The organism is Amycolatopsis lexingtonensis (assembly GCF_014873755.1).
Classification (GTDB): domain Bacteria; phylum Actinomycetota; class Actinomycetes; order Mycobacteriales; family Pseudonocardiaceae; genus Amycolatopsis; species Amycolatopsis lexingtonensis.
Genome location: NZ_JADBEG010000001.1, coordinates 7,047,830 through 7,062,794, shown reverse-complemented (window position 1 = coordinate 7,062,794; position 14,965 = coordinate 7,047,830). Strand labels below are relative to the sequence as shown.

The following is a 14,965-nucleotide window of genomic DNA, read 5'->3' as shown; positions in this document are numbered from 1 at the left end:
CAAGGTCGGAGCAGTGCCCCTCAGACCGTTCCGCTCCGCCCGCCCCGAACCCCCGGTCCTCGAAGCCGAGCCGCCGGAAACCCCGATCCCGGAACAGGCCTGGCCCCGCGTGCGGGCTGACGAGCTCGTCACCCTCGTCGCGCACGTCTTCGCCGCCCACGGCTTCCCCGAAGCCCGTGCGCGCATCGCGGCGGAGGCGCTCTGCCACGGCGACCTGACCGGCTCGCCGGACACCGGCGTCGCCGACCTGACCCGCGTCCACCTGCCCCTGCTGGAAACCGGGGACGTCGTGCCCCACGCCCAGCCGCTGATGATCGCCGACCGCGGGGCCGCCGCGCTGATCGACTACCGCCGCGCGTCCGGGCTGTGGGCCGTCGGTGACGCGATGGACCGCGCGGTCACCCGGGCCGGGAGGTTCGGCGTCGGGCTGGTTTCGCTGCGCGGGATCGGGCCGTTCGGCCGGGCCGGGCACCACGCCGCGCGGGCGCTGCCGCACGCGATGATCGGCCTGGTGCTCGCCGCCGGCGGCGAACCGGGGCGGCCGATGAACCCGCTCGGCATGGCCGCGCCCGGCGGCGCGTACCCCGAGTTCGTCTTCGACATGGACGAGCCGGGTTCCGAAGCCGCCGGGCTGACGCTGCTGGTCGAGGTGCTCGCCGGGGTGCTCTCCGGCGTGGCCGACCACGAGCACGACACCGGCGTGCTGGTGCTGGCCATCGCGCCGACGACGTTGCGCAGCGCGGACGGCTTCTACCGCGCCGCGAGCGCGTTGTTCGGCAGCATGCTCGGCTGGGAGGGCGGCGCGCCGATCCGCTACCCGGGCTGGCGCGAGGCCCAGCACCTGGAGCAGTGCCGCGCGCTCGGCGTCCCGCTGGCCGGTCCCGTGCGCCGGGAGCTGGACACCCTCGCCGCTTCGCTCGGCCTGCCGCCGCTGACCAGCGTCGGCTAGTGCACCAGGATGACCTTGCCGCGGTCGGGGCCCACGGCCACGACGTCGCCGTCGGTCAGCTGGCGGCCGCGGCGGGTCTCCACCTCGCCGTTGACGGTGACCTCCTCCGCGTCGATCAGGTCCTTGGCGTGGGAACCGTCCTCGGCGAGGCCGGCCAGCTTGAGGAACTGGCCGAGCCGGATCGGCTCTCCGGTGATGGGTACGTCGACGGGATCGCTCATACCCGCATCATGCCCGGGCGGTCGTCTGCCGGTAGAGGGCCTGGACGTCCGTGTCGAAGTAGCTCGAGTACGACGTGTCCGGGTCGTCGCCGCCGAACTCGTAGCCGCCGATGACGCCGATGACCGTGCCGAGCCGGGTCTTCGGGTCCTGGCCGGTGACCCACGGGCCGCCGCTGGTGCCGGTCGGGAAGCCGCTGCAGTCCACTTTCAGCTGGTAGGTGTCCTGCTGGCTGGTCGTGTTCTGGCAGACCGCGGGCACCTCGGAGTCGTCCGGGTAGCCGGTGAGCGTGATGGTCTGCTCGAACCCGGTGCCGGTGGCGAGGGTGTTCGCGCCGACCAGGCTTTCCAGGGTCTTCGTCGTGCCCGCCTGGTGCGCGGTCGCGAAGCCGACGTCGAGGTCCGGGTCCGACGACGTGCTCCAGCCGGGCGCGACAAGCTCGTCGGACACCGTCCAGAAGCCGAACGGCGCGACGCCGTCGTGGTAGGCGGGCGCGAAGGTGACGCCGGTGAGGTAGCCGCCGCCCTCGCCGTCGTGGATGCAGTGGGCCGCGGTCAGCAGCACGTCGCCCTGGTCGCTGTGCACGACGCTGGCCGTGCAGTAGTGCATGCCCTCGACGAACAGCGCGCCGACCGCGGGGCTCGACACCGCGGGCAGGTCGGGCGTCGACGCGGGCGCGGCCTCGACGGTGGCGGACGTCGTGGCGTCCGCGGACCGCGGCTGGTGGTCCACGAAGATCACGAAGGCCGCGCCGAGCAGCAGGATCGCGGCCACGCTGAGCAGGACGGCCGTCCGCCGCACGCGCATCGCCTCCTCGTCCGTTCGTCCCGGCGCTCCGACCAGATCACCATAAGGCGTCGCACCGACACAATCAGCGCACCCACAGGAAGCTCACAGCCGCTAGTATCCGTAACTCACGAGTAACACCCAGGGAGGGACCATGAAGCGGTTCGGGGACAAGGTCGTGGTGATCACCGGGGCGGGCTCGGGGATCGGCCGCGCGCTGGCGCTGGAGTTCTCCCGGCGGGGTGCGCGCGTCGCCCTTTCCGATGTCAACGCCGACAACGCGGCGGAGACGGCGAAGCTGGCCGGCGACAACGCCCGCGCGTACACCCTCGACGTCGCCGACCGGGCCGCCGTGCTCGCCCACGCCGAGGAGGTCGTCAGCGACTTCGGTGGCGCGAACGTCATCGTGAACAACGCGGGCGTGGCGCTCGGCGCGACCGTCGAGGAAATGTCCTTCGAGGACTACGACTGGCTCATGGGCGTCAACCTCGGCGGCGTCGTGAACGGCACGAAGGCGTTCCTGCCGCACCTGATCGCTTCCGGCGAAGGGCACGTCGTCAACATTTCCAGCGTGTTCGGGTTCGTCGGCGTGCCGACGCAGAGCGCGTACAACGCGGCGAAGTTCGCCGTCCGCGGATTCACCGAGGCGCTGCGCGAAGAAATGCTGATCGCGCGGCACCCGGTCGCGGTGAGCTGCGTGCACCCCGGCGGGATCAAGACCAACATCGTGCGCAACGCGCGCAGCGACGCCGGCGACCAGGAGAAGGCCGCGCGGGGCTTCGAGCGGATCGCGCACACCACGCCGGAGAAGGCGGCGGAGACGATCCTGCGTGGGGTGGAACGGAAGTCCGCGCGGATCCTGATCGGGCCGGACGCCTACGTCATCGACGCCATCCCGCGTGTCCTCGGCTCGGCCTACCAGCGCCCGCTGGCGGTCTTGGCCCGGCTCGGGCTCAAGCAGATGGAGAGCTGACCTTCACTCATTGGGGTTGCGTTTCTGACAGCATCGTCAGAAATGGTCCAGAATGCGTGGGGTCCGCGAGCCCCCCGCACCGGAGGTCCCGATGCTTCGCACCGCACCGCGCAGTGCGACCCGTCCGTCCAGCGACCGCACCGCGGTCGAACTGCTGGATCGCACCGGCATCCTGGCGGCGAGCCTGCCCCGGCGCCGCCGCACCGACGACGACGTCGAAGCGAGCGAGCCGATCTTCACCCGGCCGCCGGTGTGCGACCAGGACCTGCGGCCGAAGTCCGTGGTGATCCGGCGCCGCGCCCGCACGTGGCTGGGCAGCGGCGCCGCGGTGCTGCTCGTCGCGGCCGGCTGGCTGGGCGGCGGGCTGTTCACCGGCGGGCTGTTCTCGCCGGCCGCCGACGAGGTGGCCCAGGTCGATTCGCGCCCGGCGGTCGCGGCGGCCCCCGCGCCCCAGCCGCCCGCCCCGCAGGTGCCAGTGGTCGCGCCGCCGCCGAAGACGGTGTTCGTGCCGGTGCCCGCGAAGCCCGCGCCGAGGCAGGTCCAGGCCCAGGCGAAACCGCAGCCCAAGAAGCCCTCGACCGAGGACGAGGCGCGGGTCGACCTGCCGTCGTCCACCACGCCGACGTCGACCACGAACCCGGTCCAGGCCTGGGTCGACGTCGCCGAAAGCATGGTGAAGCACTACGGCGGTCAGACGGGCGGGCGCTGACTCAGGCGCCGCTCCAGCGGTATTCGTGCTCGGGGCGCCCGGTGGCGCCGTAGCGCAGCCGCATCTGGACCGTCCCCGACTCCGCCAGCGCGGTCAGGTACCGCTGCGCCGTCGCTCGCGCCATGCCCAGCTCGCCGGCGACTTCGGCCGCGGACAGCGGACGGCCCGCGCGCCGCAGCTGCTCGGAAACCAGGCGGGACGTCGCCGTCGACTGGCCCTTCGGCGCGGACGTCCGGTCCTGGTCGTGCAGCACCCGGTACGCGCGGTCGACGTCGTCCTGCGCGAAGGCCCGGTCCTCGGCGAGCAGGCCGCGGAAGCGCGCGTACGACGTCAGCCGCTCCGCGAGCTGGCGGGTGGTGAACGGCTTGATCAGGTAGTTCAGCGCGCCGGCCCGGATCGCCGCGGCCACCGACGCGCTGTCGGTCGCCGCGGACAGCACGATCGTGTCGGTCTGCAGCTCCGGGAGCACGGCGAGGCCGGACTCGTCGGGCAGGTAGACGTCGAGCAGGACCAGGTCCGGCGACAGCTCGCGGACGCGGGCGCGCGCCTCGGCGGCGGTGTGCGCGGTGCCGACCACCGCGAACCCGTCGACCTCCTCGACGAACCCGGCGTGCACGCCGGCGACCCGGAAGTCGTCGTCGACGATGAGCGTGCGGATCATCGGTCCTCCGTCAGCGTTCCGGGCAGCTTGGCGACGAACAGGGCACCCGTCTCGCCCGCGCCGGGGTCGGCCAGCCAGACGTCGCCGCCGTGGGCGCGCGCGGCCTGCCGGGCGAGCGCCAGCCCGAGGCCGTGACCGGGCGCGATCTTCGTCGAGACGCCTTCGTCGAACAACGTGCGCCGCAGGTCTTCGGGTACGCCCGGACCACTGTCCACAACGGACACGTGCAGGGTGTCGCCCTCAGCCAGCAGGCCGATTTCCACCGTCGCGGGCCGCCGCGGGCCCATCCGGGCCGCGTGCAGGGCGTTGTCGACGAGGTTGCCGATCACAGTGTTCGCGGCGATCGGGTCGGTCACGGTCGTCGGCACCCAGGTGTCGTCGGCGAGCTTGAGCGTGAGGCCCTTTTCCTGCGCCTGCTCGGTTTTCGCGACGAGCAGCGCCTGCAGGTACGGGTCGGCGACGGCGTCGCCCAGCTCGCTCGGCCGCGCCGACGGCGAATCCGTCAGCGTCTGCAGGTACTCGACGGCCTCGGTGTGGTGGCCGAGCTGGAGCAGCCCGTGGAGCGTGTGCAGCCGGTTCGCGAACTCGTGCCGCTGGGCGCGCAGGCCGTCGGACAGCGCGCGGATGCCGTCGAGCTCGCGGGTGAGCGCGTCGAGGTCGGTGCGGTCGCGGAAGGTCAGCACCGTGCCGATCGGCCGGTCGTCCAGCCGGACCGCGCGCGAATTGACGACCAGCACGCGGTTCCCGGCCACGGCCAGGAGGTTGTCGACCGGCAGGCCTTCGCCGACGGCTTTGTGCAGCCGCGGGCTGAGCTCGAGTTCCGCCAGCGCCGCGCCGATCGGGAGCTCGGTGCCGAGCAGGCGCTCGGCCTCGTCGTTGCGGACCGAGACGCGGTTCGCCTCGTCGACCGCGAGGACGCCCTCGCCGATCCCGTGCAGCACCGCTTCGCGTTCGTAGAGCAGCTCGGTCAGTTCGTGCGGTTCGAGGCCGTGCGTGACGCGCCGCAGCCGCCGGTTCAGCAGCGCGGACGCGCCCGCGCCGAGCAGCAGCGCGCCGCCGGCGAACAGCAGCGTGATCGTCAGCAACCGGTTGAAGTCGCCGGTCGGGTCGCCGACCTCGAAGCCGACGCTGACCTCGCCGACCACCCGCGGCCCCTGCCAGATCGGCGTCTTGCTGCGCACCGAGAGCCCGAGCGTGCCGCTCTGCACCGCGCTGACTTCGTCGCCGCCGGCGAGGGCGACGTCCGGTGGGGTGCTCACCCGCTGGCCGATCAGGCTCGCCGTCGGGTGCGCGAGCCGGATGCCCTGGTCGTCGGTGATCACGACGAACAAGGCGTCGTTGGCCTTCGTGACGGCGAGGACGCGTTCCTCGAGCGGGCCGCCGGGGAGCTTCGCGGCCGCGTTCGCGACGACGACCGGGTCCGCGGCGACGGACTTCGCGATGGCCAGCGCACGGCGGCCGTACTGGTCGGTCAGCGTGTGGCTCAGCAGCACGCTGACCAGCGCGACGCCGATCCCGACGACGAGGAGCACCACGCCGATCTGCAGCAGCAGCACCTGCCTGCTGAACCGCATGCGCGGGAAGAGCGCCCTCTTTGGCATGGCTAGGGACCATACCCCCTGGTCAGCGCTGTGCGCTAAATGAGCAAAACATTCAGAACGCACAGCTCGCGCGGAGAACGTCGACAAGCTTCACGCGGGCGCCACCCGTACTTAACGTCCCTTCCCAACGTGAGCCCCACCACGTGACGAAGGAGTCACCTCCCCATGGTTCCCCCACTGATCGAACTCACCGGAGCCACGAAACGGTTCCCGAGCGGGTCCGGTTCCGTGCACACGGCCGTCCGCGATCTGACCATGTCCGTGCAGCCCGGCGAGTTCGTCGCCGTGGTCGGCCCGACGGGCTGCGGCAAGTCGACGACGCTCTCGCTGGTTTCCGGGCTGCAGCCGCCGTCCGCCGGCCGGGTGCGGGTGAACGGCGAGGACGTGAAGTCCATCCCGGACGGGGTCGGCTACATGTTCCAGACCGACGCCGTGATGCCGTGGCGCTCGGTGCTCGACAACGTCGCCTCCGGCCCGCGCTTCCGCGGCGTGCCGAAGGCCGAGGCCCGCGCGCAGGCCGTCGACTGGATCGCCCGCGTCGGGCTCGCCGGGTTCGAGAAGTACTACCCGCACCAGCTCTCCGGCGGTATGCGCAAGCGCGTCGCGCTGGCCCAGACGCTGGTCACCAAGCCGAAGATCATGCTGATGGACGAGCCGTTCTCGGCGCTGGACGTCCAGACGCGGGCGCTGATGCAGGACGAGCTGCTGCGGCTGTGGTCGGGGTCCGGTGCGGCGGTCATCTTCGTGACGCACGACCTCGACGAGGCGATCGCCTTGGCGGACAAGGTCGTCGTGCTGACGACGTCGCCGGCCACCGTCAAGGACGTCTTCGAGATCCCGCTGGAGCGGCCGCGGAAGGTCGAGGACCTCCGGCTCACCGACGAGTTCCGCAAGCTCTACGCGGACATCTGGGAATCACTGCGCAGCGAGGTCGACAAGGCCCGCGAGAAGGGAGCGGCAAATGTCGCTTGAGACCTCCGCGGCTCCGGCTGCCTCCCTGCCGGTGCTGGAAACCGAGCAGGACATCCTCACGCGGGCGAAGCGGGCGTCGTCGCGGCGCAAGCGCAACACGTGGCTGCTGCGGCTGGCCCTGGTCGTCGTCTGGCTCGGCAGCTGGGAGCTGACCGCGACCTACTGGATCGACCCGTTCTTCTATTCGAAGCCGTCGCGCATCTGGCAGCGGCTGGTCGAGTGGGTCACCAGCGGCACTGACTTCGGCTCGCTCTGGTACCAGCTGTGGGTCACCGTCGAAGAGGCGCTGGTCGGCTTCGCGATCGGTGCCGTCGCGGGCGTGATCTTCGGTGTCATCCTGGGCCGCAGCCGGTACCTGGCCGACGTGCTCGCGCCGTTCATCAAGGCCGCCAACGCGGTGCCGCGCATCGTGCTCGCTTCGCTGTTCGTGATCTGGTTCGGGCTGGGGCTCGCGTCGAAGGTCGCGACCGTCGTCGTGCTGGTCTTCTTCGTGGTGTTCTTCAACGCCTTCACCGGCGCCCGCGAAGTGGACCGCAACCTGATCGACAACGCACGCATCCTCGGCGCGGGCCGGATGCAGGTGATCAAGGCGATCGTGCTGCCGAGCGCGACGTCCTGGATCCTCTCGTCGCTGCACACCGCGTTCGGCTTCGCGCTGATCGGCGCGGTCGTCGGCGAGTACGCCGGGTCCAAGGCGGGCATCGGCTTCCTCATCTCGAACGCGCAGGGCACCTTCGATTCGGCGGGCATCTACGCCGCCATGATCATCATCACCGTCGTCGCACTGGTCGCCGAGTGGGGCATCGGAAACCTCGAGAACCGGCTGCTGCGGTGGCGGCCCTCGATGTCCACCTCCAGCCAGACCGTCATCTGAAAGGACCGAATCGATGAGGATTCGCCGGATCGCCGTCGCGGTCACCGCGCTGACCGTGGTGGCGGGGCTGACCACCGCCTGCCAGGACTCCCGCACCGCCGCGACGGGCGAGGGGGGCAAGCCGAAGGTCACGATCATGGTCGGTGGCCTGGAAAAGGTCATCTACCTGCCCGCCATGCTCACCCAGCAGCTCGGCAACTTCGCCGCGCAGGGCATCGACGTCGAGCTGCAGAGCGAGCAGTCGGGCGCCAACGCCGAGACCGCGCTCGTCGCCGGGCAGGTGCAGGGCGTGGTCGGGTTCTACGACCACACGATCGACCTGCAGGCCAAGGACCAGTGCATCAAGAGCGTGGTGCAGCTGGCCAACATCCCCGGTGAGGCACTGGTCGTCGGCACCGCCCACGTCGACCAGATCAAGAGCTCGGCCGACTTCAAGGGCAAGAAGATGGGCGTGACCTCGCTCGGGTCGTCCACCGACTTCCTCACGAAGGCGCTGGCGGCCAAGGCGAACGTGGGTGCCGACCAGTACACGCCGGTCAAGGTCGGCGCCGGGCAGACCTTCATCGCGAGCCTGGACAACGGCGGTATCGAAGGCGGCATGACGACCGACCCGACGATCGCGCAGCTGACCAACACGGGCAAGGCGAAGGTGCTGTACGACCTGCGGACGGCCGAGAGCACGAAGGCCGCGCTGGGCGGGCTGTACCCCGCGTCGTCGCTGTACATGAGCTGCGACTTCGTCGACCGGAACAAGGACGCCGTGCAGAAGCTGGCCAACGCGTTCGTGGCCACGCTGAAGTGGATCGGGCAGCACAGCCCGGAGGAGATCGCGGCGAAGATGCCGCCGTCCTACAGCGGTGGCGACAAGGCGCTCTACATCAAGTCCATCAAGGACAGCATCGGGATGTTCAACGGCGACGGCAAGATGGACGCCGCCGGCGCGAAGAACGTGCTCGAGGTGCTTTCGAGCTTTTCGAAGAACGTGCAGCCGAAGAAGGACTCGATCGACCTGTCGAAGACGTACACGACCGAGTTCGTCGACGCGGCCGCGAAACAAGGCTGAGCCCCGCTCACCTGTCCGGGCGGTAGGTGAGCGTCATGGACCCGTGAAGGCCTCTTCCCCCGTGGAGGCCTTCACGGGTCTTTTCGTTCATTCCCGTGCAATTCCGGCAAACTGGTGACTATTTCCCGGAATGTGAAGACCCTTCGAAAGTAGCTACCTTCTCGCGGGCGCGGATCCAACACTTGGGGACACGGTTTTCCCGGTCCCCATCGGTGAACGGAGTCCCCGCATGTCCAGAATCCTTGCGTCGCGCGCTGCCCGTGTCCTCACGGCGGTCGCCGCGGCCGCCGCCGGCCTCGCTGTCTCGGGCACCGCCCACGCGGCCGTCGAGTACGGTTCGCACTTCCACGGCCACCAGTTCTCCGGCGGTAACTGGGGCGGTTACGTCAGCTTCGGCAGCTTCACCACGGCCACGGCGAGCTGGACCGAACCGTCGGTGAGCTGCAACTCCACCAACGACCTCTTCGCCCCGTGGGTCGGCATCGACGGTGACGGATCGTCCACAGTGGAGCAGACCGGCGTCGAAACGGACTGCTCGAGCGGACGTCCGGTTTACTCCGCCTGGTACGAGATGTACCCGGCCGCCCCGGTGTACTACAACGTGTCGGTCAGCGCGGGCGACCACATCACCGCGACGGTGACGCGCACCGCCACGAACACCTACCGGCTGGACCTGTCCGACACCACCAAGGGCTGGTCCAAGTCCACCACGAAGTCGCTGACGTCCGAGCACGCGTCGGCGGAGGCGATCATCGAGTCGCCGACGGACTCCTACCCGTCGATCTCCGGCGGCATCACGTTCACCGGCGTCAAGTTCAACGGGACGAACCTGGCCTCGACCAACCCGTCCGCCCTGAACGCCGACGACCGCGGCAGCTACACGTGGATCCCGGGCGCGATCGGTTCGGACGGCCAGAGCTTCAACATTTCCCGCCACTGAGTCATTTGAGGTTGTTGATGGCCCAGGCGACCACCATCACCGCGAGGATCAGCGAGATGACGGCCTGCAGCATCATCGTCAGCTTCGCCCAGATCCGCAGCGGCATGACGTCCGTCGGGCTGAAGGCGGCCGCGTTGGTGAACGAGAAGTACAGGTAGTCCAAGTAGGACGGTTCCCAGTCCCGGTGCGCCAGGTCCGGGTCGGCCATCTGCGGGAACTGCAGGTCGGGGAACTCCGCCCGGCCTGCAGCCCGCCGTCCCGGGCCGCCGCGGTCGAACTCCCAGTACCAGAGCGAAAAGGCGACGATGTTCGTCCAGTAGACGATCCCGCCGGTGACCAGCACGGCACCCGCGTGGTCGCCGATCGTGCCGGCCGCGATGCGGTAGACGAGCGTCACCGCGGAGCCGGCGTTCACCGCGGTCACGGCGGCGACCAGCAGCAGCGAGATCACCCGCTCGACCGCGCTGAACTGCGACATCCGTCCCGGGTTGACCAGCAGCAGCGCCACGACGAGCAGCGCCGACACCGCGGGCAGCAGCCACTGCGGGTGCAGCGCCATGTCGTCGGGCAGGGCGACCTGCAGCACGAGCGTGGCCACGACGACGCCCATCGCGGGCCACCGGGTTTCGCCGGAGGTCCGCCGACGCCACGCGGGAAGTGCCTCTTCTGTCACCGGCCCACGCTAGGCCAACCCCGGCACTTTCACGTGAAAGCTCCGCCCCCAGGTCGGCACTTTCACGTGAAAGTGCCGCGTCGGGTCAGCCGGCGGGGGCGGTGGCGAAGTCGCCGGGGAGTTTGCGGGCCACGTCCGTGCGTGAGCGCGCGCCGAGCTTCCGGAGCACCTTCGCCACGTGCTGTTCGACCGTCCGCGGCGACAGGAACAGCCCGTCGGCGATCTCGCGGTTCGTCCGTCCCTCCGCCAGCATCCGCGCGACCTCGCGTTCCCGCGGCGACAACTCGCTCCCGTACCCCCGCCGCCCGCGTTGCGAAGGCGCCCAGGCCCCGTGCTCGCGCAGCTGGTGACGGCAGCGTCCGGCATCCCGCGTCGCGCCCAGCTGCTCGTACGCCTCCGCGGCCGCGGTCAGCTCCTCGACGGCCTCGCGGTTGCCCGCCGCCAGCCGGCACATCGCGGCCCGCTCCCGCATCCCCGTCGCCGGGTACGGCATCGGCAGCGCCGTGTAGCCCGCCGCGGCTTCGTCGAACAGCGTCGCCGCGGCCAGGTGCTTGCCCCGAGCCTCCAGCAGCACCGCGCGCCCGGCCACCAGCGCGGCCGCGGCCACCGGGGCGTCGCGGTCCTCGATGCCGCGGGCGAACGCCTCGACCACGCTGTCCGCCTCCGGCCAGCGCCCGGCTCGCGCGTACGCCTGCGCCGCCGCCGGGACCAGTGCCGCGGCCCAGATCCAGACGCCCTTGCGCCCGGCCGCCGCCACCGCGGTGTCGGCCGCCGCGCAGGCGCCGTCGACGTCGTCGGTCGCCAGCAGGACCGAGATCAGCACGCCGGCGGCCGAGAGCACCACCGGGATCGGCCCGCGGTCCGGGGCGTGCACGCTCGCCGCCCTCAGGTGCCGTTGCGCCGCGGCGAACTCCCCGCGCACGGCCGCGAGCCCGCCGAGCACCAGTGACGACTCCATGACGATCGGGCCGAGCTCCGGGTAGCTGTCGCGCAGCTGCTCGGCGGCTTCGGCGAGGCCGGTCCAGCGCCCGCGCACCCAGTCCAGCCGGACGCGGGTGCCCTGGATCAGCCCGATCGCGTACAGCGCGCCGGCGTCGGTCGCGCGCCGGACGCCCTCGGTGACCAGCCGGTCCGCGCGGTCGAGGTGCCCGGCCCACGACTGGCCGTCGGCGAGGTTGCACCACAGCCGGGCCAGCTGGACGCGCTCGGCGACCGTGCCGACGGTGTCCGACAGCGCTTCGAACTCCGCCCACGCCGAGCCGTCGCCGACGTGCGACGCGGCCGCGATGCGGTCGGCGGTCAGCGCCAGCCGCAGTTCGGGGTCGTCGAGCCGTTCGTACACCTCACCCGCGCGGGCGCGCCAGGATTCGTGCCACGACAACGGCGTCAGCCCGTCGATCGGCTGGGCGAGCAGCGTGATCCCGCGCGCGGCGAGGTCCGGCCGGTCGGTCAGCTCGCCGATCGCGCGCTCGACTTCGAGGCGGCCGCGGCCGAGCCCGCCGATGGTCCGGACCAGCAGCATGCCGAGGCTCAGCCGGATCGAGCCGCGGACCGACGGCGGCAGCGCCACTTCTTCGAGGACGCGCTCGAGCGTGCCGATCACGTCGGGCCGGAAGCCCCGCAGCGCGACCTGGCTCAGCTTGCCCGCCACGCGCCCGGCGTCCGCCTGCGCCGGCCCGGGTTCGGCGAGCACCGACTGCAGCAGGTCGATCGCCCGGGACGTCTCGCCGCGGGCGATCGCCTCGTCGGCGGCCGCTTCCGCGTAGTGCCGCCACTGGTCGACGCGGCCCGCCGCGCGGGAGTGGCGGGCCAGCAGCGTGAGCGGCGGGGACGGCTGGGCGGCGAGCACGCGGATCGCTTGCGCGTGCAGCAAGGCCCGCTCGGGCCCGCTCACCGTGTCGTAGACCGCCTTGCGCGCCAGCGGGTGCCGGAAGCCGTACTTGCCGTCGCCGACTTCGCCGAGCACGCCGCCCGACAACGCGGCCAGCAGCGCGGTGCGCAGGACGTCGTCGGCGAGCCCGGCCAGCTCGCCGAGCACCGCGGCTTCGGCGGCGACGCCGAGCACGGCGGCCGCCCCGGCCAGCCGCACCGCCGGGTCGGGCAGCGCGGAAAGCCGTTCAGTGACGGCTTCCCGCAGCAGCACCGGCACTTCGAGGTTCTCCAGCAAGCGGTCGGAAAGCACTTCGCCGACCGGCAGGCGGTCGGCCGCTTCCTTGAGCGCCCGCAGCGTTTCCTCGACTACGAAAGGGATCCCGGCGGTGCACTCGTGCAGCTTCGCCGCGAACTCGTCGGTGACCCGGGGCAGTTCGAGGATTTCGACCGCGAGCCCGCGCACCGCGGCGACGTCGAGCGCGCCCAGCGCCACGCGGGCGGAGTGCACGGCCGGGTCGGTCCGGAACGGGGCACCCAGCGGACCGGGCCGCACGTCGGTGGCCGACCGGTAGGTGGCGACCACGGCCAGGTCGGACGGCATCGCGCCGGCGAGGAACCGCATCAGGTCGCGGGTGTCCTCGTCGGCCCACTGGAGGTCGTCGATCAGCACGAGCGCCGGCCCGCAGGCGGCCAGGAGTTCCCGCACCGCGCGGAACACGCGGTGGCGCTCGGCGACCGGGTCGGCCAGCGGCTCGGGCCGCGGGGGAAGCGCTTCCGCGAGCTCCGGCAGCAACGGCCGCAGCACGCCGGCGACCGGGCTGAGCGGGCCGAGGGGTGCGTCGCCGCACGCGCGAAGCGCTTCCAGGACGGGCCCGTAGGGAAACGGTTCCCGCAGCGGCTGGCACGCGCCGGTGAGCACGCGGCAGCCCGCGAACTCCTTGCGCCGCGCGATCTCCGCGAGCAGCCGGGTCCGGCCCATGCCGGGTTCACCCTCGATCAGCACCGCCGCGGGGCGGTGCTGGAGCACGTCGACGATGGCGTCGAGCTCGGCGTCGCGGCCGGTCAGGCGCGCCGGTCCGGACCGGATCGAGACGGAGGTGGGGCGGGGAGCGGTCAACCACATATGACCTCCTCGGCGCTCCGGCACTGTGCGCGGAGCCTAAGCAGCGCCGATCCGCTCGTAAACCATTAACCGAATAGGTGGCCGGTACCGCCGTCACACGTCCGCCTACCCGCTGTCACCGGTTTGCCGCGGGATCGAGGGCTTTCGGTGCACCGTGCGTGCGAAACCTCGGTGATTCCCGCGTTCCGGGGGCGCTTAGCTTGATCAGGTAGGTGCTTCTGCTACTGAAAGTAGTTCACGGAAACCCTACTTAAGGACCTGTCCGACCGGGTGACGTGCCGCGTCCGGAACCGCTTGGAGCAGGGGATACGTCCGGGGTGAATGCGTATACCCATTCGCCGGGCGCCCGGATTGCACCGTAACGCCCACTGCGGGGACGCTCAGCCGGGTGAGTACCACTGCGTGGCCGGTGCGGAGCCGCGCGTAATCAACTAGGGAGAAGCATGAAGATCGCGAGACTTCTCGGTGCCGCTGCCACCGCGGTGATGGCGACGGGCGCGCTGGCCGCGACCGCCGTTCCCGCGTCGGGCCAGGACCTGCTGAACCCGGACATCGTGCCCGCGATGCAGCGCGACCTCGGCCTGACCCACGACCAGGTGCTGACGCGGCTGAAGAGCGAGGAAGTCGCGACCAAGGTCACCGAGGCCGTCAGCGCGACGCTCGGCGACGCGTTCGGTGGCGCGACCTACAACGCGGCCACCGGCAAGGCGCACATCCAGACGACCGACGCCGCGTCGGTCGCCAAGATCCGCGAATCCGGGGCCGAAGCGGAGGTCGTGAAGTTCAGCGCCCGCCAGCTCGACTCCACTGTGGACACCCTGAACGCGCGGGACGCCTCGGCGCCGTACGCGATCACCGGCTGGGGCGTGGACTCCACGACCAACCGCGTGACGGTGTCGGTTCTGCAGGGCCAGCGCGCCGCGGCCGAAACCTTCCTGACGCAGTCCGGTGTGGACAAGTCGTCGGTGACGATCCTCGACGCGGCCGCGAAACCGACGCTGCACGCGAACATCCGCGGTGGTGACGCCTACTACATCGGCGGCTCGTCGCGCTGCTCGGTCGGCTTCGCCACCACGACCGGCTTCGTCACCGCCGGCCACTGCGGCGCGCTCACCGGCGGCGGCTCGCTGACCGGGTCGAACGGCGCGGCGCTCGGCAGCTGGATCACCTACCGCTTCCCGGGCGTCGACTACGCGGCGGTCCGGACCAACAGCAGCTGGACCCCGCTCGCGCAGATGAACAACGGCACCGCGGTGCGCGGCTCGTCGAACGCGGCGACCGGCTCGTCGGTCTGCAAGGCCGGCTCGACCACCGGCTGGACCTGCGGCACCATCGGCGCCAAGAACCAGAGCGTCCGCTACGCCGAGGGCACGGTCAACGGCATGACCGCGACCAACGTCCGCTCGGCGGCCGGCGACTCCGGCGGCGGCTTCATCGCCGGCAACTACGCGCAGGGCGTCCTGTCCGGCGGCAACACGAGCGTGACGTACTTCTACCCGATCGCCGGCGCGCTGTCGGGCACCGGCACCACCCTCAAGACCAGCTGATCC

The 14,965-nt window shown here is 71.4% G+C and carries 14 protein-coding genes; 8 read left to right on the top strand and 6 right to left on the bottom strand.

Annotated elements, in window-relative coordinates:
* Window positions 1-13 precede the first annotated feature (13 nt).
* Entirely contained in the window at window positions 14-949 is a 936-nt protein-coding gene (locus H4696_RS32430) for an Ldh family oxidoreductase (protein ID WP_192782654.1), read from the top strand.
* Here H4696_RS32430 and H4696_RS32425 read toward each other — a convergent pair.
* Window positions 946-1,170 (bottom strand): RNA-binding S4 domain-containing protein, encoded by a 225-nt coding sequence (locus H4696_RS32425; RefSeq protein WP_020642824.1) that lies wholly within the window; start codon window positions 1,168-1,170, stop codon window positions 946-948. The genes H4696_RS32430 and H4696_RS32425 overlap by 4 nt on opposite strands.
* A gap of 7 nt (window positions 1,171-1,177) precedes the next feature.
* The gene (locus tag H4696_RS32420) at window positions 1,178-1,975 is read right to left on the bottom strand and encodes a trypsin-like serine peptidase (RefSeq protein WP_086864279.1); all 798 of its coding nucleotides are present in this window, start codon (window positions 1,973-1,975) and stop codon (window positions 1,178-1,180) included.
* Window positions 1,976-2,108: 133 nt separating this feature from the next.
* Here H4696_RS32420 and H4696_RS32415 point away from each other — a divergent pair, with 133 nt between their 5' ends.
* Entirely contained in the window at window positions 2,109-2,927 is an 819-nt protein-coding gene (locus H4696_RS32415; RefSeq protein WP_086864278.1) for an SDR family oxidoreductase, read from the top strand.
* Between the two features lie 91 nt (window positions 2,928-3,018).
* On the top strand, window positions 3,019-3,636 hold the full coding sequence (locus H4696_RS32410) for a hypothetical protein (protein WP_086864277.1): 618 nt from the start codon (window positions 3,019-3,021) through the stop codon (window positions 3,634-3,636).
* A 1-nt stretch (window position 3,637) separates the two neighbouring features.
* Here the strand turns inward: H4696_RS32410 and H4696_RS32405 are convergent, their stop codons facing one another.
* Together H4696_RS32405 and H4696_RS32400 are read right to left on the bottom strand one after the other, a co-directional pair.
* The gene (locus H4696_RS32405) at window positions 3,638-4,297 is read right to left on the bottom strand and encodes a response regulator (RefSeq protein ID WP_086864276.1); all 660 of its coding nucleotides are present in this window, start codon (window positions 4,295-4,297) and stop codon (window positions 3,638-3,640) included.
* Complete coding sequence (locus H4696_RS32400) at window positions 4,294-5,871, bottom strand: sensor histidine kinase (protein ID WP_086864275.1); 1,578 nt, start codon at window positions 5,869-5,871, stop codon at window positions 4,294-4,296. Before H4696_RS32400 ends, H4696_RS32405 begins: the two co-directional genes overlap by 4 nt.
* Before the next feature lie 192 nt (window positions 5,872-6,063).
* Here H4696_RS32400 and H4696_RS32395 point away from each other — a divergent pair, with 192 nt between their 5' ends.
* The 4 genes from H4696_RS32395 (at window position 6,064) to H4696_RS32380 (ending at window position 9,747) form a co-directional block, all read left to right on the top strand.
* Window positions 6,064-6,870 (top strand): ABC transporter ATP-binding protein, encoded by an 807-nt coding sequence (locus tag H4696_RS32395; RefSeq protein ID WP_086864274.1) that lies wholly within the window; start codon window positions 6,064-6,066, stop codon window positions 6,868-6,870.
* Window positions 6,860-7,744 (top strand): ABC transporter permease, encoded by an 885-nt coding sequence (locus H4696_RS32390; protein WP_086864273.1) that lies wholly within the window; start codon window positions 6,860-6,862, stop codon window positions 7,742-7,744. The genes H4696_RS32395 and H4696_RS32390 overlap by 11 nt, the downstream gene beginning before the upstream one ends.
* Window positions 7,745-7,757: 13 nt before the next feature.
* A complete protein-coding gene (locus H4696_RS32385; protein ID WP_086864272.1) occupies window positions 7,758-8,807 on the top strand; it encodes an ABC transporter substrate-binding protein in 1,050 nt (349 codons plus the stop codon).
* A 229-nt stretch (window positions 8,808-9,036) separates the two neighbouring features.
* On the top strand, window positions 9,037-9,747 hold the full coding sequence (locus H4696_RS32380; RefSeq protein WP_086864271.1) for a G1 family glutamic endopeptidase: 711 nt from the start codon (window positions 9,037-9,039) through the stop codon (window positions 9,745-9,747).
* Between the two features lies 1 nt (window position 9,748).
* On the opposite strand, the gene H4696_RS32375 is transcribed toward H4696_RS32380, so the two are convergent.
* Window positions 9,749-10,357 (bottom strand): DUF1345 domain-containing protein, encoded by a 609-nt coding sequence (locus H4696_RS32375; protein ID WP_086864270.1) that lies wholly within the window; start codon window positions 10,355-10,357, stop codon window positions 9,749-9,751.
* Window positions 10,358-10,505: 148 nt separating this feature from the next.
* A complete protein-coding gene (locus H4696_RS32370) occupies window positions 10,506-13,415 on the bottom strand; it encodes an ATP-binding protein (RefSeq protein WP_192782653.1) in 2,910 nt (969 codons plus the stop codon).
* Window positions 13,416-13,858: 443 nt separating this feature from the next.
* Between H4696_RS32370 and H4696_RS32365 the strand changes: the two genes are divergently transcribed.
* Window positions 13,859-14,962, top strand: coding sequence for a S1 family peptidase (locus tag H4696_RS32365; RefSeq protein ID WP_086855730.1), 1,104 nt, complete (start codon window positions 13,859-13,861; stop codon window positions 14,960-14,962).
* Window positions 14,963-14,965: the final 3 nt, after the last annotated feature.

What these genes read in the sequence shown, in the direction of transcription:
- H4696_RS32410 (WP_086864277.1), top strand. Translation starts at nt 3,019, where the DNA reads ATGCTTCGCACCGCACCGCGCAGTGCGACCCGTCCGTCCAGCGACCGC.
- H4696_RS32385 (WP_086864272.1), top strand. Translation starts at nt 7,758, where the DNA reads ATGAGGATTCGCCGGATCGCCGTCGCGGTCACCGCGCTGACCGTGGTG.
- H4696_RS32425 (WP_020642824.1), bottom strand. Translation starts at nt 1,170, where the DNA reads ATGAGCGATCCCGTCGACGTACCCATCACCGGAGAGCCGATCCGGCTC.
- H4696_RS32415 (WP_086864278.1), top strand. Translation starts at nt 2,109, where the DNA reads ATGAAGCGGTTCGGGGACAAGGTCGTGGTGATCACCGGGGCGGGCTCG.
- H4696_RS32370 (WP_192782653.1), bottom strand. Translation starts at nt 13,415, where the DNA reads ATGTGGTTGACCGCTCCCCGCCCCACCTCCGTCTCGATCCGGTCCGGA.
- H4696_RS32390 (WP_086864273.1), top strand. Translation starts at nt 6,860, where the DNA reads ATGTCGCTTGAGACCTCCGCGGCTCCGGCTGCCTCCCTGCCGGTGCTG.
- H4696_RS32375 (WP_086864270.1), bottom strand. Translation starts at nt 10,357, where the DNA reads ATGGGCGTCGTCGTGGCCACGCTCGTGCTGCAGGTCGCCCTGCCCGAC.
- H4696_RS32400 (WP_086864275.1), bottom strand. Translation starts at nt 5,871, where the DNA reads ATGCGGTTCAGCAGGCAGGTGCTGCTGCTGCAGATCGGCGTGGTGCTC.
- H4696_RS32405 (WP_086864276.1), bottom strand. Translation starts at nt 4,297, where the DNA reads ATGATCCGCACGCTCATCGTCGACGACGACTTCCGGGTCGCCGGCGTG.
- H4696_RS32395 (WP_086864274.1), top strand. Translation starts at nt 6,064, where the DNA reads ATGGTTCCCCCACTGATCGAACTCACCGGAGCCACGAAACGGTTCCCG.
- H4696_RS32420 (WP_086864279.1), bottom strand. Translation starts at nt 1,975, where the DNA reads ATGCGCGTGCGGCGGACGGCCGTCCTGCTCAGCGTGGCCGCGATCCTG.
- H4696_RS32380 (WP_086864271.1), top strand. Translation starts at nt 9,037, where the DNA reads ATGTCCAGAATCCTTGCGTCGCGCGCTGCCCGTGTCCTCACGGCGGTC.
- H4696_RS32365 (WP_086855730.1), top strand. Translation starts at nt 13,859, where the DNA reads ATGAAGATCGCGAGACTTCTCGGTGCCGCTGCCACCGCGGTGATGGCG.